Source organism: Xanthomonas sp. NCPPB 3570 (assembly GCF_056725115.1).
Genome location: NZ_CM161513.1, coordinates 996,089 through 1,021,782 on the forward strand (window position 1 = coordinate 996,089; position 25,694 = coordinate 1,021,782).

General features: G+C 70.2%; 21 protein-coding genes. 10 read left to right on the top strand and 11 right to left on the bottom strand.

Translation table 11 applies throughout. From position 1 onward, the window contains the following. Nucleotides 1–147: 147 nt before the first annotated feature. Both AC1PLR_RS04425 and AC1PLR_RS04430 read right to left on the bottom strand, forming a co-directional pair. A complete protein-coding gene (locus tag AC1PLR_RS04425; RefSeq protein WP_481102785.1) occupies nt 148–1,044 on the bottom strand; it encodes a glycerophosphodiester phosphodiesterase family protein in 897 nt (298 codons plus the stop codon). 23 nt (nt 1,045–1,067) lie between these two features. Beyond that, nucleotides 1,068–3,566, bottom strand: a complete 2,499-nt coding sequence (locus tag AC1PLR_RS04430; RefSeq protein WP_481102786.1) for a TonB-dependent receptor — start codon at nt 3,564–3,566, stop codon at nt 1,068–1,070. A gap of 113 nt (nt 3,567–3,679) precedes the next feature. Here AC1PLR_RS04430 and AC1PLR_RS04435 point away from each other — a divergent pair, with 113 nt between their 5' ends. Beyond that, a complete protein-coding gene (locus AC1PLR_RS04435) occupies nt 3,680–4,801 on the top strand; it encodes an ROK family protein (protein ID WP_481102787.1) in 1,122 nt (373 codons plus the stop codon). 102 nt (nt 4,802–4,903) lie between these two features. Here AC1PLR_RS04435 and AC1PLR_RS04440 read toward each other — a convergent pair whose 3' ends face one another. The 6 genes from AC1PLR_RS04440 to AC1PLR_RS04465 all read right to left on the bottom strand — a co-directional run bounded on the left by AC1PLR_RS04440 (nt 4,904) and on the right by AC1PLR_RS04465 (nt 13,560). Then, on the bottom strand, nt 4,904–6,232 hold the full coding sequence (locus tag AC1PLR_RS04440; protein WP_481102788.1) for an MFS transporter: 1,329 nt from the start codon (nt 6,230–6,232) through the stop codon (nt 4,904–4,906). Nucleotides 6,233–6,318: 86 nt separating this feature from the next. Next, nucleotides 6,319–8,367, bottom strand: a complete 2,049-nt coding sequence (locus AC1PLR_RS04445; RefSeq protein WP_481102789.1) for an oxidoreductase — start codon at nt 8,365–8,367, stop codon at nt 6,319–6,321. A 505-nt stretch (nt 8,368–8,872) separates the two neighbouring features. Further along, nucleotides 8,873–9,895, bottom strand: coding sequence for a zinc-binding alcohol dehydrogenase family protein (locus AC1PLR_RS04450; RefSeq protein WP_481102790.1), 1,023 nt, complete (start codon nt 9,893–9,895; stop codon nt 8,873–8,875). Between the two features lie 42 nt (nt 9,896–9,937). Continuing rightward, a complete protein-coding gene (locus AC1PLR_RS04455; protein ID WP_481102791.1) occupies nt 9,938–10,972 on the bottom strand; it encodes an aldo/keto reductase in 1,035 nt (344 codons plus the stop codon). Nucleotides 10,973–11,017: 45 nt separating this feature from the next. Next, nucleotides 11,018–12,313, bottom strand: coding sequence for an SGNH/GDSL hydrolase family protein (locus AC1PLR_RS04460; protein WP_481102792.1), 1,296 nt, complete (start codon nt 12,311–12,313; stop codon nt 11,018–11,020). Then, nucleotides 12,310–13,560 (bottom strand): MFS transporter, encoded by a 1,251-nt coding sequence (locus tag AC1PLR_RS04465; RefSeq protein WP_481102793.1) that lies wholly within the window; start codon nt 13,558–13,560, stop codon nt 12,310–12,312. The genes AC1PLR_RS04460 and AC1PLR_RS04465 overlap by 4 nt, the downstream gene beginning before the upstream one ends. 99 nt (nt 13,561–13,659) lie before the next feature. Between AC1PLR_RS04465 and AC1PLR_RS04470 the strand changes: the two genes are divergently transcribed. From AC1PLR_RS04470 to AC1PLR_RS04485, 4 genes are all read left to right on the top strand, one after another. After that, entirely contained in the window at nt 13,660–14,571 is a 912-nt protein-coding gene (locus tag AC1PLR_RS04470; protein ID WP_420009022.1) for a LysR family transcriptional regulator, read from the top strand. Nucleotides 14,572–14,848: 277 nt separating this feature from the next. Next, nucleotides 14,849–15,946, top strand: coding sequence for an OmpA family protein (locus AC1PLR_RS04475; protein ID WP_481102794.1), 1,098 nt, complete (start codon nt 14,849–14,851; stop codon nt 15,944–15,946). Nucleotides 15,947–16,262: 316 nt separating this feature from the next. After that, nucleotides 16,263–16,760: a hypothetical protein gene (locus tag AC1PLR_RS04480; protein ID WP_019801306.1), complete on the top strand. Its 498-nt coding sequence runs from the start codon at nt 16,263–16,265 to the stop codon at nt 16,758–16,760. Nucleotides 16,761–16,809: 49 nt separating this feature from the next. Further along, a complete protein-coding gene (locus tag AC1PLR_RS04485; protein WP_481102795.1) occupies nt 16,810–17,640 on the top strand; it encodes a pseudouridine synthase in 831 nt (276 codons plus the stop codon). Here AC1PLR_RS04485 and AC1PLR_RS04490 read toward each other — a convergent pair. Together AC1PLR_RS04490 and kbl are read right to left on the bottom strand one after the other, a co-directional pair. Beyond that, entirely contained in the window at nt 17,591–17,983 is a 393-nt protein-coding gene (locus AC1PLR_RS04490; protein WP_420009024.1) for an HNH endonuclease, read from the bottom strand. The genes AC1PLR_RS04485 and AC1PLR_RS04490 overlap by 50 nt on opposite strands. A 1-nt stretch (nt 17,984) precedes the next feature. Then, nucleotides 17,985–19,187 carry a glycine C-acetyltransferase gene (gene kbl, locus AC1PLR_RS04495; protein WP_481102796.1) on the bottom strand — a complete coding sequence of 401 codons (1,203 nt, stop codon included), beginning with the start codon at nt 19,185–19,187 and terminating at the stop codon, nt 17,985–17,987. A gap of 193 nt (nt 19,188–19,380) precedes the next feature. Here kbl and AC1PLR_RS04500 point away from each other — a divergent pair, with 193 nt between their 5' ends. The 5 genes from AC1PLR_RS04500 (at nt 19,381) to AC1PLR_RS04520 (ending at nt 24,507) form a co-directional block, all read left to right on the top strand. Next, nucleotides 19,381–20,403 carry a sulfate ABC transporter substrate-binding protein gene (locus tag AC1PLR_RS04500; RefSeq protein ID WP_481102797.1) on the top strand — a complete coding sequence of 341 codons (1,023 nt, stop codon included), beginning with the start codon at nt 19,381–19,383 and terminating at the stop codon, nt 20,401–20,403. Nucleotides 20,404–20,407: 4 nt separating this feature from the next. Then, a complete protein-coding gene (locus AC1PLR_RS04505; protein WP_481102798.1) occupies nt 20,408–21,508 on the top strand; it encodes an ABC transporter permease subunit in 1,101 nt (366 codons plus the stop codon). Further along, nucleotides 21,508–22,464, top strand: coding sequence for a sulfate ABC transporter permease subunit CysW (cysW, locus tag AC1PLR_RS04510; RefSeq protein WP_481099989.1), 957 nt, complete (start codon nt 21,508–21,510; stop codon nt 22,462–22,464). The genes AC1PLR_RS04505 and cysW overlap by 1 nt, the downstream gene beginning before the upstream one ends. 7 nt (nt 22,465–22,471) lie before the next feature. Next, nucleotides 22,472–23,512, top strand: coding sequence for a sulfate/molybdate ABC transporter ATP-binding protein (locus AC1PLR_RS04515; protein WP_420009029.1), 1,041 nt, complete (start codon nt 22,472–22,474; stop codon nt 23,510–23,512). Nucleotides 23,513–23,808: 296 nt separating this feature from the next. Further along, nucleotides 23,809–24,507 (top strand): TorF family putative porin, encoded by a 699-nt coding sequence (locus tag AC1PLR_RS04520; RefSeq protein ID WP_010341358.1) that lies wholly within the window; start codon nt 23,809–23,811, stop codon nt 24,505–24,507. A gap of 87 nt (nt 24,508–24,594) precedes the next feature. Here AC1PLR_RS04520 and tdh read toward each other — a convergent pair whose 3' ends face one another. Continuing rightward, nucleotides 24,595–25,626, bottom strand: a complete 1,032-nt coding sequence (gene tdh / locus AC1PLR_RS04525) for an L-threonine 3-dehydrogenase (protein WP_029561876.1) — start codon at nt 25,624–25,626, stop codon at nt 24,595–24,597. Between the last annotated feature and the right edge of the window lie 68 nt (nt 25,627–25,694).

Genomic DNA, 25,694 nt, shown 5'->3' on the forward strand with positions numbered 1-25,694 from the left:
GGACGCATGGGCGTGGTCGTCTGCAGCGCAATGCTCGAAGCGACGGGCATCGTCCTGGCGTTGCATGCCGCCCGTCTGAAACTGAACTCCTGGCGACGCCCCGCGTGGGCCACCGCGTGGCGTCGCCGGGATTTGGACCGAGGCCGGCTACCGCGGCGTGTCCGCGCCGTGCAGGTAGCGTTGCAATGCCAACGGTTCGTCGGTTTGGATCATGCTGACGCCATGCTTGCGCAGCCCACCCCATATCTCGGCCGGATCGCGCAGCGCGCGCTGGTCGGTGTAGTTGGCCGACAGCCGCATCGGCCTGCCGCTGGCGATGTCGTTGGTCATGGTGTTGACGAACAGGCGCGTGTGCGGCGCCAGTTCGCGTTGCGCGATGTCCAGCACCGCCGGGTCGTCGAACATTAACTGCACCACCGCCGGCCGCAACGCGGCGGCGCGGCGCAGGGCCTGCTCGGGCGGCAGCGTCGACGCACGCTGCAGGTACAGTGCCTGCACCGCGATGTCGGCCTTGCGCGCGCGCTGCAGCACCGCCGCGGGCACGTCCAGCGGCACGTTGAGCAGCACGTCGCGTTGCGCGCCGGCCGCCTCCACCGCGTCGATCACCTGGTCCAGTGCCGCGGCCTTGATGTCCAGGTTTACCAGCACCTTGCCGCGCGCCTCGGCCAGCGCCTGCGCCAGCGTCGGCGGATGCTGCGCGGTGAGCGTGCTGTCGCGCCCGCCGCCCCGGCTGCGCACGCGCAAGGCGGCGATCTGCGCGGCGTCCAACTCGGCCACCGCGCCATGCCCGTCGGTGGTGCGGTCCACGGTGTCGTCGTGCATCAGCACCAGCGCGCCGTCGCGGCTGGTGCGCACGTCGATCTCGACCATGTCCACGCCGCGCGCGATGCATGCGGCGATGCCGTCCAGCGTGTTCTCGGACGCGAACATCCAGCAGGCGCGGTGCGACACCACCAGCGCCGGTCCGTGCGGGTCGCGCAGGCGCTCGGGCAGGCTCGGCGTCGCCGCCAGGGCCAGTATCGGCAGCGACAGCGCTGCGCTCATCAGCATTCCTCGGCAGCGCATGCTCACCACCTCCAGGTCAGCGACGCGTTGTAGTTGCGGCCGAAGATCGGCCGTGCGTAGATCGCGTCGGCGGTGCCCTGGCCGGACAGCGTGTCCACGCGCGCATTGCCTTCGGTCAGGCCGAGCGCATTGCTGACGTTGGCCGCGTGCAGCTGCAGTTCCAGGTGCGCGCTCAGCCGCGCGAACAGGCCCAGGTCGTAGGTGGTGTAGGCGGGCAGGGCGGTGGCGTTGGTGTAGTCCACGTAGCGCTGGCCCATGCGATAGGCGGTGGCCGACAGTTCGACCGGTCGGCCGTCGATGTCGACGTACAGGGTCGGGCTGAGCGAGGCCATGAACTTGGGAATGCGCGAGATCTGCTTGCCGTCCAGGTCGCCGTAGCTGAGGCCGGTGGTCGCGTTGCTCAGGCCGCGCGTCTGCGGATTCTGCAGCGTGGCCGAGCCGGTGATGCCGAACAGCGGCGAAGGTCGCCAGGTGAACTCCGATTCCAGGCCCAGGGTGCGGGTCTTGCCGACCAGCGCCAGGCTCTGCACCGCACCGCTGCCGTCGAGCACGATGGCGCTGATCGACAGATCGTTGAAGCGGCTCCAGAAAGCCACCGTGGAGAACGAGAAGCTGTCGCCGAAGCTGCCGCGCAGGCCGGCCTCGGCCTGGTCGATGTCGGTGACGTCGGCGTTCTGGGTCTGGTAGACGTTCTGCAGCCGCGGCAGGCGCTGCGACTGGGTGTAGCGGGCGAAGGTCTGCAACTGCGGGGTGAGCGCGAACTCTGCACCGAGCGTCCACTGCGTGGCGTGGCGATGGTCGGTGCGCGGACTGAACGCGCCGCTGAGGCCGCCGACGTTGTCGTCCGCGAGCGTGGTCGGATCGCCGAGATTGCGCGTGGTGGTGGCATAGACGCCGCCGTTGGCGTTGTAGCGGGTGTAGCGCACGCCGGCATCCAGGCCGAGGCGGCCGAAGCGCACCGAATCCCACAGGTACGGCGACAGGTAGGTGCCGTTGGCGAAACCGCTGGTCACGCCGTTGCCGTAGCGCACGAAGCCGTTCTGGGTGACCGAGCCGACCACGTTGCCGGCGGCGTCGTAGGCCAGCACGTCCAACCGCTGCGCGTTGTTCTGCAGCGTGGTCAGCACGGTGTTCTGCAGCCGGTCCTGGCGGTACTCGAAGTGCTGCACGTCGAGGCCGGCGGTGAGCGTGTGCTGGCCCAGCGCCGTGTCGTCGAACGCCTTGCTCAGGCGCAGGTCGTCGGACAGCGTGCGCAGATGGGTACGCGCGTTCCACAGGCCGCTCTCCAGCACCAGGCCGTCGGCCGCGGCCGGATCGTAGGCGGCACCGTTGCGGGTGGTGACGTAGCCGACCCGCGCCACCCGCGTGCCGAAGCCGCTGCGCGCACGGCCGAGTTGTGTGTTGAGGTAGGCACTGGCGTCGTAGGGTGCGGCACCGGAGAACAGCGCGGTGTAGTCCACCTCCGCATCGACGAAGCGCATGCGGTTGTTGAGGGTCAGGCCGTCGCCCAGGTCCCACTCCAGGTGCGTGCCCAGTTGCTTGACCTTGTTGCGGATGCCGTCGGCCAGGTCCAGGTTGCGCGCCAGCGGTGTAGTGCCGTCGAAGGTCAGGGCCGTGGTGTGGCGCAGGTCGTTGGACAGCAGCGTGCCGTCCAGCGGGTCGAGCAGCGCCGACAGCGATTGCGATGGATTGCGCGGGTCGGCCAGCGGGATCGGGTTGTAGAAGGCGGTGCGGTCGTTCAAATACTTGGCGTCGACGTCGAGTACCGCGTCGCCCATCAGGAAGGTCAGGTTGCCGCGCAACTGGCCGCCCTGGTCGGCGGTGTAGCCGGTGCGGCGCAGGCCGTCGTCGCTGCGGTGGTAGCCGCCGATGCTGTACAGCACGTTCTCGCTGAGCGGGCCGGCACTGTAGGCGTCCTCGCGGCGCAGGCCGTCGCTGCCCACGGTCATGCGCACCGCGCCTTCGGGCGTGGCGGTGCCATGGCGGGTGATGGCGTTGACCGTACCGCCCGGGGCATTGGTCGCGAACAGCGGCGAGGTACCGCCGCGCACCACTTCCAGGCGCTCGGTCATCATGTCCAGCGCGAACAGGGTATCGACGTTGAAGAAGCTTTCCTGCGGCTCGTCGAACAGGGTCAGGCCGTCTTCCTGGTATTGCACGTAGTACCAGCCGCCCGCCGGCAGGCCGCGCACGTAGAGGTTCTGGCCGCCGCCCTGGCCGCCGGAGGGTTCGGCGGAGAAGCCGGGGACCGCTCGCAGCATGTCCACGCTGCTGCTCGGGGTGCTGCGCTCCAGGCGTTCCTTGGACACCACGCTGATCGCGAACGGCGCGTCCTTCTGCGACTGGCCCTGCGGCGTGCCGGTGACCACGATCTGGTCCAGCGTGGTGGTGGCGTCGGCCGGCGGCGCGGGCGCGTCCTCGGCGTGGACGGCGGCGGCGCTGCCGAGGATGGACGCGAGCGCGAGTGCCAGCAGGCTCGGGTGCGGATGAGCGGTACGCATGAAGACCCCCAGTAAAAGAATGTGGGGGTAATACTATTTATCATGTATGAAACTTCCGTGTCCACGTGCTAGGTTGTCTTGGTTAGTGCATCCATCGCGCTTTGCGCCCGCCTATGCCGCATTCCGATTTCCCGCCGCGCGTCAGCGCCGGCGGCCGCCAATTGCTCGACCGTGTGTTCAAGACCGGGGTGCAGACCCAGGCGGCGCTGAGCCGCGACCTGGACCTGTCGCAGCCCACCGTCGCGCGCCTGCTGCAGGGGTTCGTGCAGGACCGCATGGTCCAGCTCAGCGCCCGTGCCGCCGAAGGCCGCGGCAATCCCAGCGTGGACGTGCGGCTGGCGCCGGACTACGCCTATGCCTTCGGCATCGGCCTGATGGGCGACGTGGTGGCGCTGGCGCTGGTGGATTTCGCCGGCAACGTGCGCGGCCAGCGCCGCATCGGCCTGGCCGACATGCGCCGCGCGCCGGTGCTGGCGCAGTTGCAGCGGTTCCGTGCCGAGTTGCTGGCCGAGAGCCGAGTGGACCCGGCGCGGGTGGTCGGCACCGGCATGGCGATCTCGGCGTTCTTCACCGGGCAGGGCCGGCAGATGGCCGGGCCGCCCGCGCTGGAGGATTGGACCCAGGTGGACCTGGTGCCGATCCTGGAAGAGGCCCTGGGTGGCGCGGTCACGCTGGAGAACGACGGCGCGGCGGCGGCGGTGGCCGAGAGCCTGTACGGGGTCGGCCGCGACTGCCGCGACTTCGTCTACCTGCACCTGACCAACGGCTTTGGCGGCGGCATCATCGCCGATGGCCGGCTGTTCCGCGGCTACCGCGGCAACGCCGGCGAGTTCGGTGGCATCTGGACCGTCGGCGGCATGGCCTATCCGAACCTGGACGCGCTGTTGTCGCTGGTGCGCGCCGCCGGCCAGGACTACGCCGGGGTCGAGCAGATGCTCGGCGCGATCGACACGCACACGCCGGGCGTGGACGCCTGGCTGGACATGGCCGAGGCACCGTTCTCGCAGCTGTGCGCCTACCTGGCCTACGCGCTGGATCCGCAGGCGATCGTGATCGGCGGGCGCCTGCCGGCCGCGATCGCGCAGCGCCTGATCGAGCGTATCCGTATCCCGCGCGCGCCCAACCGCCACGGCCTGGCGCCGCCGCTACCGCAGTTGTGCATCGCCCGCACCGTCGGCGACGCGGTGACCCTGGGCGCGGCATTGATGCCGCTGCAGCAGGCGTTCTTCGCCTGAGGCCTGCAACGGCGGGCGCAGTGTGCGCGCCGCGCTGCGGATGCTGCTGGCCAGGCGCTCGCTCGCGGTGCATCGCGGCGGCGTCGACCAGGCGCCGCGGTCTCAGCCGCTGCTCGCGTGCGCCGCCAGGCCGGCGCCGATCGGATGCGATCGGCCGCGCCCGGTGAGCCATGCCAGCAGCAGGCACAACGCCCCGCACAGCAGCGGGCCGGCCGCCATCGCCCAACACAGCAGCAGGCAGTGCCCGTCGCGGTAGTCCAGCGCATCCAGCAGCAGGCCGATCAGCACCACCCCGGCGGCCAGCGCGACCTGGGCGGCGGCGGTCAGCGCGGCGAAGCACAGCGCGTGCTCGGCGACCGCCCGGGTGGCGGTGCACTGCGCATGCCAGGCCCACACCAGTTGCCCGCCGCTGCCGCCGAGGGCGCCGATGCAGGCGGCCGCGGCCAGGCTCAGCAGCGGCTGCGCCGGCAACGCCAGCGCGAACAGCGGGGCGCACAGCAACAGGGCGCCGCCGAGCCAGGCCAGCCGTTGCGTCGGCGTGCGCTGCCGGCCCCAGCGCGCGGCCAGTGGCTGCACCAGCACCGTGCCGAGCGCGTAGGCGATCAGGACCGCACTGCCCCAGCCGGGCGAGAGCAGGCCGTAGGCGGCCACGTACGGGGCGAGCTTGGTGAACGCGGGCAGGGTCAGCGAGACCGCCGCGATCAGCGCCAGCGGCTGCCAGGGAATCGCGCGCCAGGAGGGCGCTTGGTCGCTTACGGCCACGGCCTGGGTGTCGGCGGGTGCCGCGTGGACGGCGGCGTGGCGCAGCACGCGCTGCAACTGCCAGGCGCACAGCATCGCCACGGCCGCCAGCACCGCGCTGGCCTGCAGCGCCAGGCTGCCGCCATCGGTGCCGCGCGCCAGCACCGCACCGACCACGCTGCTGATCAACAAGGCCGCGGCGCCGCTGCCGGCCAGGCGCAGCGCGCTGGCGCCGTCGTGGCCGCGCCAGGGCCACTGCGCCAGGCTCAGCAAGGTGTTCTGGGCCACGTCGCAGGCGGCGTAGGCCAGCCGGAACAGCAGGCTCACCGCCAGCACGTAGCCCAGCCGCCACGGCGGCGGCAGCAACGGCGTGGCGAACACCAGCAACAGTGCCAGCGCCGCGGCGGCCAGGCCATGCCATTGCAGGCGCCCGGCGCTGCCCACGTCGCGCAGGCGCCGACGCAGGCCCCAGCCGGCGCCGAGGCCGATCGCGGCGCTGAGCAGCAGGCCTAACGCCAGCACCAGCCCGGCCGCGATCGCGCGCAGGCCGGCGTGTTCGGTCAGCGAATAGATCAGCAGCAGCTCGCCGGCGTACCACAGCAGGCTCTTGCCGAAATGCGCGCCGGCGTACGCCGCCAGGGCCGCTTGCGGCAGGCGGGGCAGGGTGGGCAGGGGCGAGGGACGCGGCATGCCCCAGGCTTATAGCCGCGCGATGCGACAGCACCAAGTCCGCTGCCCCGGCCGGCGGCCTCCCGACGGCCAGTGCGAGGCGCGCCCTACAGTTGCGCCGCCAGCCGGCTGCCCTGAGCGATGGCGCGCTTGGCGTCCAGTTCGGCGGCGACGTCGGCGCCGCCGATCAGATGCGCGCTGCGGCTGGCGGCCTGCAGCGCCGCCTGCAGGTCGCGCCGCGGTTCCTGGCCGGCGCAGACCACCACGGTCCCGACCGGCAACAGTTGCTCGGCGCCGTCCACGCGGATGCGCAGGCCGGTGTCGTCCACACCCAGGTATTCGACGCCGCCGAGCATGGTCACGCCCTTGGCCTTGAGCGTGGCGCGATGGATCCAGCCAGTGGTCTTGCCCAGCCGCGCGCCGGGCCGGCCCGGGCTGCGCTGCAGCAGCCACACGCTGCGCGCCGGCGGCTCCGGGCGCGGCTTGCACAGCGCGCCGCGGCCTTCGAACTGCGGGTCAACGCCCCACTCGGCCATCCAGCGCGCCGGGTCCAGCGCGGTCGACGCACCGGCGTGCACCAGGAACTCGCCGACATCGAAACCGATGCCGCCGGCGCCGATGATCGCCACCTTGTCCGCCGCCTGCACCCGGCCCTGCAGCACGTCCAGATAGCTGACCACGCTGGGATGGTCGGCGCCGGGGAAATCCACGGTGCGCGGCACGATGCCGGTGGCCAGCACCACCTCGTCGAAGTCGGCCAGCAGCGCCGCATCGGCGGTGGTCTGCAGGCGCAACTCCACGCCGGTGACGTCGATCTGGTGGCGGAAGTAGCGCAGCGTCTCGTGGAATTCTTCCTTGCCGGGAATCCGCTTGGCCACGTTGAACTGGCCGCCGATCTCGCTGGCGCTGTCGAACAGGGTGACGCGGTGGCCGCGCTGTGCGGCCACAGTGGCGCAGGCCAGGCCGGCCGGGCCGGCGCCGACCACGGCGAGGCGCTTGGGCGCGCGGGTCGGCAGGTAGTTCAGTTCGGTCTCGGCGGCCGCGCGCGGATTGACCAGGCAACTGGCGGTCTTGTTCTCGAATACGTGGTCCAGGCAGGCCTGGTTGCAGGCGATGCAGGTATTGATCGCCTGCGCCTGGCCGCGCTGCGCCTTGTTCGCCCATTCCGGGTCGGCCAGCAGCGGCCGCGCCAGCGACACCATGTCGGCGCCGCCGCCGGCGAGGATGCGCTCGGCCACGTCGGGCATGTTGATGCGGTTGGTGGCGATCAGCGGCAGCCGCACGTGCGGCTTGAGCTTGGCGGTCACCGCGGCGAACGCCGCGCGCGGCACCGAGGTGGCGATGGTGGGCACGCGTGCTTCATGCCAGCCGATGCCGGAGTTGATGAGGGTCGCGCCGGCGGCTTCGATCGCCTGCGCCTGCAGCACGATCTCCTGCCAGTCGCTGCCGTCCTCGACCAGGTCCACCAGCGACAGCCGGTAGACGATGATGAAGTCCGGCCCGCAGGCGGCGCGGATGCGGCGCACGATCTCCACCGCGAAGCGCATGCGCTTGGCGGCGTCGCCGCCCCAGGCGTCGTTGCGGCGGTTGCTGCGCGGGGCGATGAACTCGTTGATCAGATAGCCTTCCGAGCCCATCACCTCGACGCCGTCGTAGCCGGCCTCGCGCGCCAGCTTGGCGGCATGGGCGTAGGCATCGATCTGGCGTTCGACGCCGCGCGCCGACAGCGCACGCGGGGTGAATGGGTTGATCGGCGCCTTCAGTTTCGACGGCGCCACCGACAAGGGGTGGTAGGCGTAGCGCCCGGCGTGCAGCAGCTGCAGGCAGATCTTGGCGCCGTGCGCGTGCACCGCGGCGGTCACTTGCCGGTGCGGGCGCACTTCCCACGGCCACGACAGCTTGCCGCCGAACGGTTTCAGCCAGCCGACCACGTTCGGCGCGAAGCCGCCGGTGACGATCAGGCCGACGCCGCCGGCGGCGCGCTCGGCGAAGTACGCGGCCAGTTTGGGGAAGTCGCGGGCGCGGTCTTCCAGGCCGGTGTGCATGGAGCCCATCAGGATGCGGTTGCGCAGCTGGGTGAAGCCCAGGTCCAGCGGGGCGAACAGGTGCGGGTAGGCGGTGGGGGTGAGGTCGGGCTGGCCGGGGGCGGGCGACATGGCGTGGATACGCAGGCGTACGGAAGGGCGCAGGGTGCCGTGAAACCTGGCTGGCGGCAAGAGGGGCGTTGCCTTGAGCCGCCTTTACATCCTTCCGGGATTTTGAAGCATGACGCTTGGAAGCAAGAGCAACAGCTTCCGCTGACGCGGGTCACTTTTCTTTGCTTGTGCAAAGAAAAGTAACCAAAAGAAAGCACACCCCGCAGCGCGCCTTCCGCGCTGCGCGCTCCAGGTTCGCAGCCACGACGGGGATTCGCGGAAGGGGCATCCTGCCCCTGCCGCGAACGGCGCACATCCATGTGCGCCGCCCTTCGGGTTTTTCCCCGCCGCGTCTGCCGCGCTGAGGGGACCCGGTAGATCAAAAGCACAGCAACAGCAAAGAGCAACAGCGAAGGCAGCAGCAACAAAAGCAGCAGAAGAAGCTGAGCTATCAGTCACGGTCGGCCGATGACCGCCACGCGCACAAAGCAGAGCCGTCGCATCAATGTTCCGATCGCTGCGCCACTCAGCCCCAGCCGACCAGGGCCAGTTTGCCGATGGTGCTGCCCGACTCCAGGCGCCGGTGCGCCTCGCGCAAGGTAGTGGCGTTGATCGGGCTCAGTGTCTCGGTCAGGGTGGTGCGCAGTTCGCCTGCGTCCACCAGGCTGGCGGTACGCGCCAGGATGCGGTGCTGTTCGATCATGTCGTCGGTGCGGAACCGGGCGCGCGCGAACATCATTTCCCAGTGGATGCCGATGCACTTGGCCTTGTACGGGTCGCCGATGTGCAGCGGGCCGCTCGGCTCGACGATCAGCCCGACGTGGCCCTGCGGCGCCAGCAGTTCGCCCAGCGCCTGCCAGTAGCGGTCGGTGTCGGCCAGGTTCAGCGCCGCGTCCACCTGGTCGATGCCCAGGGCCTGCAGCTGCGGCGCCAGCGCCTGGCGATGGTCGATCACGTGGTGCGCGCCGAGTTGCAGGCACCAGTCGCGGGTCTCCGGCCGCGAGGCCGTGGCGATCACCTCGAAGCCGGCATGCCGCGCCAACTGGATCGCGATCGAGCCGACCCCGCCGGCGCCGCCGATCACCAGCAGGCGGCGGCCGCGGTTGTGTTCGTCGTCGAAGTCGAACGGCATGCGCTGGAACAGCAGTTCCCAAGCGGTGAGGGTGGTCAGCGGCAGCGCCGCGGCCTGGGCGAAGTCCAGCGTGGCCGGCTTGCGCGCGACGATGCGCGCATCCACCAGTTGGTAGTGCGCGTTGCTGCCGGCGCGGGTGATGTCGCCAGCGTAGTAGACCTCGTCGCCGGGCTCGAAGCCGTCGACCTCGGGCCCGACCGCCTCGACCACGCCGGCGGCGTCGTAACCCAGCACCTTGGGCTGGCCGTCGCTCGCGCCCTTGGCGCGGACCTTGGTGTCCACCGGATTGACCGAGACCGCTTCGACCCGCACCAGCAGATCGTGGCCGCCGGGCGCGGGTGGCGTCGGCAGGTCGAGGTCGTGCAGCGACTGCGGATCGTCGATCGGCAGGGGATGGAGGGTGGCGACCGCTTTCATGGAGGCTCCTGGACGTGAGGGAAAGGAGGGCACGGCCGCGGCTCAGACCGGCCGCGGGTTGCGCTCGGCGAAGCCGCGCTGGTGCCAGTACGGATACGCCGGGACCGCTGCGCTGGCCGCATCCAGCTGTTGCACGTGGGCGGCATCGAGGGTCCAGCCGACCGCCCCCAGATTCTGCCGCAACTGCTCTTCGGTCCGTGCGCCGATGATCACGCTGCTGACCGTCGGCCGCTGCAACAGCCAGTTCAGTGCGATCTGCGGCACGCTGCGGCCGGTCTCGGCGGCGATGGCCTCCAGGGCGTCGATCACCCGGTACAGGCGCTCCTCTTCCACCGGCGGGCCGGCCTCGGTGACCGCCTTGTCGTGCAGGCGGCTGCTGGCCGGCAGCGGCTGGCCGCGACGCAGCTTGCCGGTCAACCGGCCCCAGCCCAGCGGACTCCACACCAGCGCACCCACGCCCTGGTCCAGGCCCAGCGGCATCAGTTCCTCCTCGTAGTCGCGGCCGATCAGCGAGTAATAGGCCTGGTGCGCGACATAGCGCGACCAGCCGTGGCGGTCGGCCACCGCCAGCGATTTCATCAACTGCCAGCCGGAGAAGTTGGACACGCCCAGGTAGCGGATCTTGCCGGCACGCACCAGCTCGTCGAGCGTGGACAGGGTTTCCTCCACCGGCGTGTGCGCGTCGAAGCCGTGCAACTGGAACAGGTCGAGATAGTCGGTGCTCAGGCGGGTCAGCGCCGCCTCCACTGCGCGGATCAAATGGAAGCGCGAGGAACCGACGCTGTTGGGCGACGTGCGGTCGAAGCGGAAACCGGCCTTGGTCGAGAGCAGCACCTGGTCGCGGCGGCCCTTGATCGCCGCGCCCAGCACCGATTCGGCAGCGCCGCCGGAATAGACGTCGGCGCTGTCGAACAGGGTGACGCCGGCCTCCAGGCAGATGTCGACCAGGCGCCGCGCCTGGTCCACGTCCGAATTGCCCCAGGTGGCGAAGAACGGATCGGAGCCGGCGAAGGTGCCGGTGCCGAAGCTGAGCACGGGGACCTTGAAGCCGGATGCGCCGAGATGACGGTATTCCATGGAGAACTCCTGATAGCGAAGGGGGGAGTGAGGAGAGAGAAGGCGTCAGCGCGCCGCCGCGTCGGTGTCGACGGCGTCGGTCGCAGCGGAGGTGGAAGCGGGCGCGGTGGCGCCGAGCAACTGCGCAGCGGCCTCGGCGATGGCCGCGTAGCCGGCATCGCCGGGATGCAGGTGATCGCCCGAGTCGAAATCCGCACGCATCCGCGTGGGGTGCGCGGGGTCGCGCAGCAGCGCATCGAGATCCAGGATCGCGTCGAAGCCGTTGCCGGCGCGCAGCCAGGCGTTGACCTGCTGGCGCACGGCCTCCTTCTGCGGGCTGTAGTAGCCGGGGATCGGCGAGTCCGGCAGCGCGCCCTCGAACGGGGTGAGGGTGGCGCCGATCACTCGCAGGCCGCGTGCCTGCGCGCGCTGCAGCAATTGCCGGTAGCCGGCGATCAGCTCCTCGGCCGGCACCGGCGCATCGTCCGGCGCGAACGGCGTGCCGTACCAACTGATGTCGTTGATGCCCATCAGCAGGATCACGGTGTCCACGCCGGGCTGCGCCAGCACGTCGCGGTCCAGCCGCGCCAGCGCGTTCTGGCCCATGCGGTCGCGCAGCACGCGCCCGCCGGAGATGCCCGCGTTGAGTACCGCCACCCGCTGCGCGGCGAGCCGCGTGGCCAGTTGGTCCGGCCAGCGCCGGTCCTGTCCCGGCGTCGAGGCGGCCCCGTCGGTGATCGAATCGCCCAGCGCCACCACCGCGCCGGCGGCATCGGCACGGCGCACCTGGATGCCGCTGACGAACAGCCGCACCGGCAGCGCCGTCGCGTCGGCCAGGCTGGCATCGGCGGTGCGCTCGCCCTCGGCCAGCCAGGCGCTCTGCAGGCCTTCCCAATGGAAGGTGGACGGCGCGGTCGGCTGCGGCAGGTACAGACTGATGCTGAGCCGGGCCAGGTCCGGCACGCTCAGCGCCACCGGGTCGCTGAGCACCGGCGCGCCTGGCGGCACGGTCACCTCGGTCCTGCCGCCGAAGCGCAGCGGCCGCTGCGAGCCGGGCACGATTGCCGCGCCGTCGCCGGCCAGCGCCAGCGACGCGGCGCCGATGTGCAGCGGCGCATCGCCATAGGCGTTGCTCAGTTCCACCCGCACCTCGCTGCCGCCCAGGCTGACCCGCGCCACCTGGCGCACGGTCTGCCGCCACAGGTGGAACGGCGTCTGCGTCGGGAACGGGAAGTCCGCGCTCCACAGCGGCTGCGGGCTGGCCTGCCAGGTCGCGATCCAGTCGCGCGGTGCGGCGTCCGCCATGATCGCCGTGCCCAGCAGTGCCGCCGCCAGCGCGGCCGTCGCCATCGGCCGGCTCATGCCGCACCGCCGGCGGCGCAACCCGCCCCGTGATTGGCCGCGCGTGTGGCGGTGGCCGGCGAAAGCCACAGCGCGCCCAGCGCCACCGCCAGTCCGGCCAGGGTCAGCAGTGCCGCCACCCAGGGCAGTTGCGACAAGCCGCCGCCATGGCCGAGCACCAGGCCGCCGAGCCAGGCACCCAGCGCGTTGCCCAGGTTGAACGCACCGATGTTCAGGCTCGAGGCCAGGTGCCGGCCGGCCTCGCCGGCCTTGCCCAGCACCCATACCTGCAGCGGCGCCACCGTGGCGAACGCGGCCACGCCCAGCAGACCGATGCCCAGCGCCATCGCCGGCGGCGAGGGCAGGGCGAGGGTCAGCGCCGCCAGCACCACCGCCAGCACGCCCAGGCTCAGCGGCAGCGCCTGCCGCGGGCGGCGGTCGGCCAGGCGTCCGCCAAGCACGTTGCCGACGATCATGCCCACGCCGAACACCAGCAGCAGCGGCGACACCGCACTCTCGGACACCCCGGTGACCTGGGTCAGCAGCGGCTGCACGTAGGTGTACACGGCGAACACGCCGGCATAGCCCAGCACCGTCGTCGCCAGGCCCAGCAGCACCGGGGCGCGGCCGACCGCGCGCAGTTCCTCGCGCAGCGGCACGGTCGCCGTTGCGGCGCGGTCGGCCGGCACCAGCGCGGCGATCACCACGGTGGCCAGCGCGCCGATCGCCGCCACCGCCCAGAACGTGGCGCGCCAGCCGTAGTGCAGCCCCAGCCAGGCGCCGGCCGGCACCCCGAGCAGGGTGGCGACGGTGAGGCCGGTGAACATGGTCGAGATCGCCGAGGCCTTGCGCTGCGGCGGCACCAGGGTGGTGGCGACCACCGCGCCGACGCCGAAGAAGGTGCCGTGCGCCAGTGAGGTCACCACCCGCGCCGCCATCAGCGCCGCGTAGCTCGGCGCCAGCGCGCAGGCCAGGTTGCCGGCGGTGAACACCAGCATCAGCGTCAGCAGCACGCGCTTGCGCGGCCAGCGCCGGCTGGCCACGGTCAGCAGCGGCGCGCCGAGGAACACGCCCAGCGCATAGCCGGAGATCAGCAGCCCGGCGGCCGGAACGCTGACCCGCAGGTCGGCGGCGACCTGCAGCAGCAGGCCCATGATCACGAACTCGGTGGTGCCGATGCCGAAGGCGCCCGCGGTCAGTGCGAACAGCGCGATCGGCGTGCGCCCGGCAGCGGGCGGATGGGGAGGTGGGGCGAGCGAGGCGGCCATGCGGCGGCTCCGGAAGTGGCGGGAGGACGGCAGCCTAGGCCTGCATGTCTTCAGTAAAAACAGTAAAAATATTGAACGACTTTCAATGGAATCCACACAATGGACCGGATCGGCGACATCGCCCTGTTCCTGCGCGTGCTCGACCTCGGCTCGATCAGCGCCGCCGCGCGCAGCCTGGACCTGTCGGTGGCGGTGGCCAGCCAGCGGCTGCAGCGGCTGGAACGCGCGCTCGGTGTGCGTCTGCTGCACCGGACCACGCGGCGCCTGCACCCGACCCCGGAAGGCCTGCAACTGGCCGAGCAGGGGCGGCCGCTGGTCGAGGACCTGGAATCGCTGGCCGGCGGCCTGCGCCAGGCCGGCGCCAGCGCCGCCGGTACCCTGCGGGTGACGATGTCGGCCGCGTTCGGGCGCCTGTATGTCTCGCCCGTGCTCCCGCGCTTCATGGCCCTGCATCCGCAGGTGCGGCTGAGCGTGCACCTGAGCGACAACGTCGTGGACCTGGTCAGCGAAGGGTTCGATCTGGCGATCCGCATCGGCACCCTGCGCGACTCCAGCCTGGTCGCGCGGCGCCTGGCCGGCAATCGACGCATGCTCTGCGCCTCGCCCGACTATCTGCGCCGCCACGGCACCCCGGCCACGCCGGCCGACCTGGCCGCGCACGCCTGTTTGCTGCTGACCGGCAGCGACGGCCGCCAGGACACCTGGCGGCTGCAGGCACCCGACGGCGAGATCGCGGTGCGCGTGGCCGGGCCGCTGGAGACCAACTTCGGCGAGGTGCTGCGCGATGCCGCGGTCAACGGCCAGGGCATCGCCCTGCATTCGGAATGGCACGTGGCCGAGGACCTGCGGCAGGGACGGCTATGCCAGGTGCTGGCCGACTACCCGCTGACCGAGACCGGCATCTACGCGGTGATGCCGCAGCGGCGGCTGGTGCCGCCACGGGTGCGGGCCTTCGTCGAGTTCATGCAGGCCGAGTTGGCCGACCCGCCGCCGTGGGCGCGGCCGGGGTGAGACCTGGGTCGCCCTGCGGGTCCTTGTCTACGACCGCAAACGGTCACGCGCCTGCCGCATTGCGCGATTTCATCAAGCTGTATAGGGTGTATCCACGGCCTGGCAGCGGCTGGCGTTGACTTTCACATGTTACGTGCTCGTTAACGCCATCTTCACTATGCCGCGCATAATGTGCGCGGCGATGGCGTGCGGAAACGGCCGTCTGGATGTGACGAGACATCTGTACAGAACCATGCCTCTACCGGTTTCTATCTCCCCGAAACAAGGAGTTGTATTAATGAACAAGAAAATTCTCACCGCCGCGTTGCTGGGCGGTCTGGCCGTCGCCCAGGCAGCGTCCGCGCAGGAATTCGACGACCGCTGGTACCTGACCGGTTCGGCTGGTTTCAACTTCCAGGACAAGGACCGCACCACCAACGATGCGCCCTTCGTCACCCTGGGCCTGGGCAAGTTCATCAACCCGAACTGGTCGCTGGACGGTGAGCTGAACTATCAGAACCCGAACTTCGACAAGAACCAGGACCTGAACTGGAGCCAGTACGGCATCTCGTTCGACCTGCGTCGCCACTTCATCCAGGAAGGCCGCGGCTGGAACCCGTACCTGCTGTTCGGCCTGGGCTACCAGCGCTCGGAAGAAGAGTTCGACACCGGCGGTCCGGTCTCCCCGGGCCAGCGCAAGGACGGCAACTTTGCCGCCAAGGCCGGCGTCGGTCTGCAGACCACCTTCGACAAGCGCGTTGCCGTGCGTGCCGAAGTGGCCTACCGCGCTGACTTCGACGACAAGAGCGTTGCCGCTCCGTCCGAGAACTGGTTCGGCGACGTGCTGGCCTCGGTCGGCGTCGTGATCCCGCTGGGCCCGCCGCCGGCTGCCCCGGTCGCCCCGCCGCCGCCGCCGGCCGCTGCGCCGAGCTGCGCCGATCTGGACGACGACGGTGACGGCGTCAACAACTGCGACGACAAGTGCCCGAACTCCCAGCCTGGCCAGACCATCGGTCCGGACGGCTGCCCGGTGCCGGTGTCGATCGACCTGAAGGGCGTCAACTTCGACTTCAACAAGGCGAACCTGCGTCCGGACGCCGTGGCGATCCTGGGCGAGGCCACCGAGATCCTGAAGCGTTACCCCGACCTGCGCGTCGAGGTTGCCGGTCACACCGACTCGAAGGGTACCGAAGCCTACAACCAGAAGCTGTCCGAGCGCCGCGCCCGCGTCGTGTACGACTACCTGACCAAGAACGGCGTGGACGCTTCGCGTCTGGTCGGTCCGATCGGCTACGGCGAGAGCCGTCCGATTGCCCCGAACACCAACCCGGATGGTTCGGACAATCCGGAAGGCCGTGCCAAGAACCGTCGTACCGAGCTGAACGTCCAGAACTAATCGGACGCTTCCAGTCTCAAGCAAAGCCCGGCCTCGCGCCGGGCTTTGTTTTTGTGGGGTAGGGCATGCGTTGCGCTGTCCTCCGCCTTATCGCCGTAGGAGCGGCTTTAGCCGCGACAGACGTTCTCAGGAATGCCCATCGCGGCTAAAGCCGCTCCTGCGCGGAGACCGGGCGCCGACCTGTGCCCGCGACGCGTTCAAGCTGAACTTTTTCAGCAATCCCAATTATTTAGCGCATGTAGTGCCGGTAACAGTTGAAAGCACGCCGGGGCCTGCCTACACTCGCTCGTCGACTCGCCTGAATGGAAAAAAACCGATGCTGCGTATCGTGACGGCCAGCCTGCTCGCGCTTGCCCTGATTCCTGCGGCCCACGCCGCACCGGATTGCTCCGGCGATCTGCTGCCCAAGCCGCTGGCGCTGCCGGCGACGGTCGCCGCGCCGGTCGCTTCGGAACTGTTCAGCCGCAACGTGCAGTTGGGCATGCCCAGCGGCGTGCTGACCCAGTCCTACAGCAGCGACCAGTCGCTGGACCGCGTGCTGCTGCGGTTGCGCGCCGAAGGTTGCCAGAGCCTGGCCAACGCCACCCCTGGCGCGGTGAAGCCGAACGATCCGGCTGCCTACAAGCCGGCCACCGCGTTCGACAACACCCCCTGGCGGTTCGACATGAGCCAGAACGGCAAGCGCATGACCGCCGAGGAGTTCGACGCCTGGATGAAGGCGCGCGGTGTGCGCGTGGTCAAGGCGCGTCCGGCGCCGGCACCGGCTGCCGCCGAAGCGCCGGCACCGGCTCCGGCCGAGGCCAACAAGCAGTAAGTCCGGCGCGCGGCCGCCCGCGGCCGCGCCCGTCGACGCCGTGCGAGGGGTGAAGCCGCCGCGTTCCCGCCGTCCGGCGTCGCCCCCGACGGCGCCCGCGCGTCCGCGCCCGCCGGCGCGCGACGCCACGCCGGCCGCGCCGCGGCACGGCCTGGCCCGCACCCTGTCCAAACTGGGCCTGTGCTCGCGCACCGAGGCCGCGCGCTGGATCGCCGCCGGCCGCGTCGCCGTCGACGGACGCATCGTCACCGATCCCGAATTCCCGATCCTGCAGGGCCGCCACCGGCTGGCCCTGGATGGCGCGGCCCTGGCCGATACCAAGCGCCTGTACCTAATGCTCAACAAGCCGCGCGGGCTGGTCACCAGCGCGCAGGACGAACGCGGCCGCGACACCGTCTACCGCTGTTTCGATGGCGCCGGCCTGCCGTGGCTGGCCCCGGTCGGGCGCCTGGACAAGGCCAGCGAGGGCCTGTTGCTGTTCAGCAACGACCCGCAGTGGGCGGCGCGGGTCACCGATCCGGTCAGCGGTCCGGACAAGACCTATCACGTGCAGGTGGATGCGATCCCCGACGCGGCGCTGCTGGCGCGGATGTGCGCCGGCGTGGTTGCCGAGGGCGAAGCGCTGCGGGCCAAGCAGGTGCGCCTGCTGCGCCAGGGCGAACGCCATGCCTGGCTGGAAGTGGTGCTGGACGAAGGCCGTAACCGGCAGATCCGGCGCCTGCTCGCCGCACTGGGCCTGGACGTGCTGCGGCTGGTGCGGGTGGCGATCGGCGAGCTGGCGCTGGGCGAGCTGGGCAAGGGCGCATGGCGCGAACTCAGCGCCGTCGAAGTCACGGCGTTGGCGCCGGCGGCGGACGCCAGCGCGCCAGCCGCGCGCTGAGCAGGGCGGCGACCACCTCGCGGGCGCGCGCGTCCTGCGGCCCGCGCGCATCGTGGTGGCGGCCCTTGACGTGATTGCAGCCGGCACAGGCCAGCGCGAGATTGCGCGCGTCGTTGGGATCGTCGCCGACCTGGGCGCACAGCGCCGCGGCGGCGCGGCGGCCGAACCAGGCCTGCGGCACCACATGTTCGAGCGAGCAGTGGCCCAGCGGCTCGCCGTCGCCGCGCAGATCCAGGCGTCGCCGGCAATGCAGGCAGCGGCTGCGCCAACCGCCTGGGACGGACTCCGCCTGCGCGTCGGTCTGCGCCGCCAGCAACAGCCGTTGGCGCAGCGCGGCGCGCATCTCAGGCGGTGATGACGCCCAGTTCGCGGCCGATGCGGGTGAACGCGTCGATCGCCCGGTCCAGGTGGTCGCGGGTATGCGCGGCGCTGATCTGGGTGCGGATCCGTGCCTGGCCCTTGGGCACCACCGGGAAGAAGAAGCCGATGGCGTAGATCCCTTCTTCCAGTAGCCGCTCGGCGAAGCGCTGCGCCAGCGGCGCGTCGTACAGCATCACCGGGCAGATCGGATGGGTGCCGGGCTTGATGTCGAACCCGGCGGCGGCCATGCGCTCGCGGAAGTAGGCAGTGTTCTCGACCAGGCGCGCGCGCAGGTCGTCGGCGGCGTCGAGCATCGCGAAGGCCTTGCTCCCGGCGGCGACCACGTGCGGCGGCAGCGAATTGGAGAACAGGTAGGGCCGCGAGCGCTGGCGTAGCAGTTCGATCACCTCGCGGCGGCCGGTGGTGAAGCCGCCCAGCGCCCCGCCCATGGCCTTGCCCAGGGTGCCGGTGAAGATGTCGATCCGGTCCAGCACGCCCTTGACCTCGGCCGAGCCGCGGCCGCTGGCGCCAAGGAAGCCGGTGGCATGGCATTCGTCGATATGCACCAGCGCGTTGTACTTCTTCGCCAGCGCGGTGATCTCGTCCAGCGGAGCGATGAAGCCGTCCATCGAGAACACGCCGTCGCTGGTGATCAGCTTGGTCTTGCAGCCGGCGGCGTCGGCCGCCTGCAGCTGCGCTTCCAGGTCGGCCATGTCGCAGTTGGCGTAGCGTAAGCGCTTGGCTTTGCACAGGCGCACCCCGTCGATGATCGAGGCGTGGTTGAGCGCGTCGGAGATGATCGCGTCCTGCTCGCCCAGCAGCGGTTCGAACAGGCCACCGTTGGCGTCGAAGCAGGCGGCGTAGAGGATGGTGTCCTCGGTGCCGAAGAACGCGGCGATCTGCGCCTCCAGTTGCTTGTGCAGGTCCTGGGTGCCGCAGATGAAGCGCACCGAGGCCATGCCGAAGCCGTGCGTGTCCAGCGCGTCCTTGGCGGCCTGGATCAGTTCGGGATGATCGGCCAGGCCCAGGTAGTTGTTGGCGCAGAAGTTGAGCACGCGGCGGCCGTCGGCGAGGACGATTTCCGCTGCCTGCGGGCCGACGATGATACGCTCGGACTTGAACAGGCCCTGGGCGCGGATCGCGTCCAGTTCCTCGGCGTAGTGCTGGGTGAGGCGGGAGTCGGTCATGACGGGCACGCGCGGCGAAAGAAATGGCGATTTTACCGCGGTGTCCGCAGGCGTCGGTGTCGTCATGCGCAAATGGCATGAGCCGCTGCCCGGAAGTCATTTCACCCGTCGCCTGCCGCTGCGCAGCATGCGTCATGGTCCGCGGCGGGCATTGGCCGCGGCGTTTGCCTGTGGGTTTCCCGGAGAACCATCCATGTCCAGCCTTCCGTCGCGCCGCTGGCGCCTGCTCCTCGCGCTCGCGTTGTGCGCGCTCGCCGGGGCCGCGGCCGCCGCCGAGACGCAATTGCTCAACGTCTCCTACGATCCCACCCGCGAGCTGTACCGGGACTACAACGCCGCCTTCGCCAAGCACTGGGCGCAACTGCATCCCGGCGAGCAGGTCACGGTGGAGACCTCGCACGGCGGCTCCGGCAAGCAGGCGCGCGCGGTGATCGACGGGGTCGAGGCGGACGTGGTGACGCTGGCATTGGCATACGACGTCGATGCGATCGCCGCCAAAAGCAAGCTGATCGATGCGAACTGGGCCACGCGCCTGCCCGACAACAGCGCGCCGTATACCTCGACCATCGTGTTCCTGGTGCGCAAGGGCAATCCCAAGGGCATCAAGGACTGGCCGGATCTGCTGCGCAGCGGCGTGTCGGTGATCACCCCCAATCCCAAGACCTCCGGCGGCGCGCGCTGGAACTACCTGGCCGCCTGGGCCTACGCCGACCACATCTTCAAGGGCGATCGCGAACGCATCCTCAACTACATGCGCGCGCTGTTCCGCAACGTGCCGGTGCTGGACACCGGTGCGCGCGGCGCCACCACCACCTTCGTCCAGCGCGGTATCGGCGACGTGCTGCTGGCCTGGGAGAACGAGGCGTTCCTGGCGCAGCAGGAACTGGGCCAGGACAAGTTCGAGATCGTGGTGCCGAAGCTGTCGATCCTGGCCGAGCCGTCGGTGGCGCTGGTCGACAAGAACGTGGACAAGCACGGCACCCGCGCGGTGGCCGAGGAATACCTCAAGTACCTGTACTCGCCGGAAGGACAGAAGATCGCGGCCAAGCACTACTACCGGCCTCGCCATCCCGAATATGCCGACCGCGCCGACCTGGCGCGCTTGCCGAAGGTGCGCCTGGTGACCATCGATCAGGCATTCGGATCCTGGGCCAAGGCACAGGCCACGCACTTCGACGATGGCGGCCTGTTCGATCAGATCCAGGCGAGCAAGTGACGCGATGGCCGTGACCGCCGATGCCGTTCCCCGCGCCCCGCGCCAGCGCCGGGTGATGCCCGGCCTGGGATTGAGCCTGGGCATCACCCTGACCTGGCTGGGGCTGGTGGTGCTGATCCCCTTGCTCGCGTTGCTGCTCAAGACCAGCGGGCTGGGCTGGGAGGGCGTGTGGCGGGTGTGGAGCGAGCCGCGGGTGCTGGCGGCGTTGCGCCTGAGCTTCGGCACCGCGCTGGCCGCGGCCGCGTTCAATGCGGTGATGGGCACCTGGGTGGCCTGGGTGTTCGTGCGCTATCGCTTTCCCGGCAAGCGCCTGTTCGACGCGATGATCGACCTGCCGTTCGCGCTGCCGACGGCGGTGGCCGGCATCGCCCTGACCGCGCTGTACGGCAGCAACGGCTGGATCGGCCGTTGGCTGGAGCAGCCGGCGCAGGCGCTGGCGGCCAGCCTGCCGGTGCTGGCCTGGTGGTGGCCGCGGCTGGCACTGTTGCTGGTGTTGTCGGCCATCGGTTACGCGCTGCTGCGGCGCAGCCAGCCGCTGCTGCCGGCACCGCTGCGCGCACTGCAGCGCCTGTTCGGCACGCTCGCGGTGCTCAGCCTGGCCGCGCTCGGCGTGGGCGGCCTGCTGATCGGCTATGCCGCGCTGATGCACAGCAGCGGCGCAGGCGGGATCAAGGTCGCCTACACGCCGCTGGGCATCGTCGTGGCGCTCGTGTTCGTGGGGCTGCCGTTCGTGGTGCGGATCGTGCAGCCGGTGCTGGCCGAGGCCGAGCGCGAGCTGGAAGAGGCGGCGGCCACGCTCGGTGCCGGGCGCTGGCAGACCGTGCGCCGGGTGCTGCTGCCGACGCTTTGGCCGGCGGTGCTGACCGGGTTCGCGCTGGCGTTCGCGCGCGGCGTCGGCGAGTACGGCTCGGTGATCTTCATCGCCGGCAACCTGCCCAACGCCACCGAGATCGCGCCGTTGCTGATCACCATCCGTCTGGAAGAATTCGACTACGGCGGCGCCAGCGCGATCGCCGCGGCGATGCTGCTGTTGTCGCTGCTGTCGTTGTTGCTGGTCAACGCGGCGCAGGCCTGGTTCGCGCGGCGCGGCAGGGCGGTGGCGTGATGGCATCGGTGGTGGCCGCGCTGGCGGCACGCGGCCCCGGGCAGGCCGATGCAGTCTCCATTCCGGTGCACGCACAGGCCTCGGTGGTGGACGAACCGCGCTGGGTGCGGCGCTTGCTGATCGGCGGCGCGCTCGGCTTCCTGCTGGCGTTCCTGCTGCTGCCCTTGCTGCTGGTGTTCGTCGAGGCGTTGCGCGGCGGCGCCGGCGTGTTCTGGCGTGCGATCTCCGATCCGGACGCGCTGGCGGCGATTCGCCTGACCCTGCTGGTGGCGGCGATCGTGGTGCCGTTGAACCTGGTATTCGGCGTGGCCGCGGCCTGGGCGGTCAGCAAGCATCGCTTCCCCGGCAAGCGCCTGCTGGTGAGCCTGATCGATCTGCCGTTCTCGGTATCGCCGGTGGTCGCCGGCCTGCTGTTCATCCTGATCTTCGGCCGCAACGGCTGGGCCTGGCCGCTGATCGACGAGGGCGTGCGCCTGCACCTGCCGCCGTTCGGCGAGGTCCTGCTGCACCTGCCGCGGATCGTGTTCGCGCTGCCGGGCATCGTGCTGGCGACCACCTTCGTCACTTTTCCGTTCATCGCCCGCGAGCTGATGCCGCTGATGGAGCAGCAGGGCGACGACGAGGAACTGGCGGCGCTGAGCCTGGGCGCCAGCGGCTGGCAGACCTTCCTGCGGGTGACCTTGCCGAACATCCGCTGGGGCCTGCTGTACGGCGTGCTGCTGTGCAGTGCGCGGGCGATGGGCGAGTTCGGTGCGGTGTCGGTGGTGTCCGGGCATATCCGCGGGCGCACCAACACGCTGCCGCTGCATGTGGAGATCCTCTACAACGAATACGCCTACAGTGCCGCGTTCGCCTGCGCGAGCCTGCTGGCGCTGACCGCGCTGCTGACGCTCGCCGTGAAGTCCTGGCTGCACTGGCGCCACGGCGCGGCGCTGGCCGCCACTCACCGACATTGAGGTTGCAATGAGCATCCGCGTACAGCACCTGGGCAAGCGCTTCGGCGACTTCGCCGCGCTCGACGACATCAGCTTGGACATCCGCCAGGGCGAACTGCTGGCGTTGCTGGGGCCGTCCGGCTCCGGCAAGACCACGCTGCTGCGGGTGATCGCCGGACTCGAACACGCCGATCGCGGACGCGTGCTGATCCACGGCGAGGACGCCACCGCGCTGTCGGTGCAGGCGCGCCGGGTCGGCTTCGTGTTCCAGCACTACGCCTTGTTCAAGCACATGAGCGTGTACGAGAACGTCGCCTTCGGCCTGCGTGTGCGCCGCGAGGCGCGCTGGACCGAGGCGCGTATCCGCGCGCGGGTGCAGGAGCTGTTGGCGTTGGTGCAGTTGCACGACCTGGAGCGGCGCTACCCGGCGCAACTGTCCGGTGGTCAGCGCCAGCGCGTGGCGCTTGCGCGCGCGCTGGCGATCGAGCCGCGCGTGCTGCTGCTCGACGAACCGTTCGGGGCGCTCGACGCACAGGTCCGCCGCGACCTGCGGCGCTGGCTGCGCGAACTGCACGAACGCACCGGCCTGACCACGGTGTTCGTCACCCACGACCAGGAAGAGGCGCTGGAGCTGGCCGACCGCGTGGCGATTCTCCACCGCGGGCGGATCGAGCAGGTCGGCAGCCCGGCACAGGTCTACGAGCAGCCGGCCTCGCCCTTCGTGTACGGCTTCGTCGGCGCGGTGAACCGGCTGCCGGCGCGCCTGCACGACGGGGCGGTGCAGGTCGGCGGGCTGGCCTTGCCGGCGCCGTCGACCCCGCTGTCCACCGGCCCGGTCGAACTGTACGTGCGACCGGAAGACCTGGCGCCAGGCAGCGAGGGCTGGGCGGCGACGGTGCTGTCGATCCAGCGCAGCGGCCCGCGCCTGCGCCTGCGTGCGCAACTGGCGCATGGCCACGACGAGGTGGAGGTGGAATTGCCGGCGGGCGAGGGCGCATCCGACTATGCGCCGGGCCAGCCGCTGCACCTGCGCGCGCGCCGCTACGGCGTCTTCGCCCGGCCGGAGTGAGGCGCCATCGCGGCATTTTCAGCGGCCGCTGACACGCTTGCGTGCCGGTGCTGTCCGCTCGGTCGCGGCGTGACCACCACGGCACCGGCCGCCCCTCCTGTCTGGCGGGCCCCTGACCGCGATCGACCGATCGGGGATGTCTGCGCCTGACCCGGACCGGCGGCTGTGTGTCCGGTCATGTCGCGCGGCAGACGAAAAGTTGTTGCGCTGCAAGATCAAAGCGGTTAAAAAACCGTGAAGGCACCTCTGCGCCAGCGCTGCAACCCCATCCCTCGTCAACTGCAGGAGAATGACCGGTGAACAAGACCACTCTCGCCCTGGCCGTCGCACTGGCCGCTTCGCCGCTCACCGTCCTGGCCCAGGACGCGCCCACCTCGCCGATCACCGGCTCCTACGGCGTGGTCAGCGACTACGTGTTCCGCGGCGTCTCCCAGACCGACAAGGGCCCGGCGTTCCAGGCCGGCCTCACCTACACCTCGCCGTTCGGCCTGTATGTGGGCGCCTGGGGGTCCAACGTCGATTTCGGCGCGGGCGATCCGGATTGGGAAACGGACGGCTTCGTCGGCTACAACGTCGATTTCTCGCCGGACTGGAACTTCGACGTGATGGTCAACCGCTACGGCTACCCGGGCGCCGGCCGGTTGAACTACAACGAACTGATCACCAAGACCAAGTTCCTCAAGACCTACACCCTGACCGTGGCGTACACCGACAACGTGTACAACCTGGACAAGGACAGCTTCTACTACGCGCTGGACGGAAACTGGTCGCTGCCGCAGGGCTTCAGCGTCGGTGCGCACGTCGGCCGCACCACCTACGAAAGCGCGCTGACCGCGTACCAGGACTACACCGACTACAACGTCAGCGTGGGCAAGATGGTTGGCCCGCTGGCGCTGAGCGTGGGCTACTACGACACCGACAACAAGGGCCCGGAGAACTTCACCGAGCGCCTGGCCGGTCACCGCGTGGTGGTCTCGGGCACGATCGCGTTCTGATCGCGTCACTGCCGCGATGAACGACGAAGGGCGCCGCAAGGCGCCCTTCGTCTTTTCCAGCACCGCCGCGTTGCCGCGGCGCGCGCATTACCAGCTCAGCACGACCTTGCCGGCCTTGCCTTCTTCCATCAGGTCGAAGCCCTTCTGGAATTCGTCGATGGTCAGCTGGTGGGTGAGGACCTTGCCCAGCGGGAAGCCGGACAGCACCAGTTGGGTCATCTTGTACCAGGTCTCGTACATCTTGCGGCCGTAGATGCCCTGCACGGTCAGGCCCTTGAAGATGATCTTGTCCCAGTCGCAGCCGGCGCCGCGCGGCATGATGCCGAGCATGGCGATCTTGCCGCCGTGGTACATGCAGTCGAGCATGTCGTTGAAGGCGCGCGGGTTGCCGCTCATCTCCAGGCCCACGTCGAAGCCTTCCATGTGCAGGTCGGCCATCACGTCCTTGAGCGAGGTGTTGGCGACGTTGACCACGCGGGTCGCGCCCATGTCCGCGGCCAGCTTCAGGCGGAAGTCGTTGACGTCGGTGACCACCACGTTGCGCGCGCCGATGTGCTTGCAGATGCCCGCGGCGATGATGCCGATCGGGCCGGCGCCGGTGATCAGCACGTCCTCGCCGATGACGTCGAACTCCAGCGCGCAGTGCGCGGCGTTGCCGTAGGGGTCGAAGAACGCGGCCAGTTCGGACGGGATCTGGTCGGGGATCGGCCACAGGTTGGAGGCCGGCATCACCATGTACTCGGCGAAGGCGCCGTTGACGTTGACGCCGATGCCGACCGTGTTCGGACACAGATGCGGACGCCCGCCGCGGCAGTTGCGGCAGTGGCCGCAGACGATGTGGCCTTCGGCCGAGACGCGCTGGCCGACCTCGTAGCCGGTGACCGCCGAGCCGAGCTGGGCGATGCGGCCGACGAATTCGTGGCCGATGGTCAGGCCGGGCTTGATGGTGCGCTGGCTCCACTCGTCCCACAGATAGATGTGCAGGTCGGTGCCGCAGATCGCGGTCTTTTCCAGCTTGATCAGCACTTCGTTGGGGCCGGGGACCGGCACCGGCACCTGTTCCAGCCAGATGCCCTTGGCGGCGTCGCGCTTGACCAGCGCCTTCATTGTTTGCGCCATGTCGGTGCAGATTCGATGGGAAGAGGGCGCGCAGTATAAGCGCCCGGCCGATGCGCCCATGTTGCGGC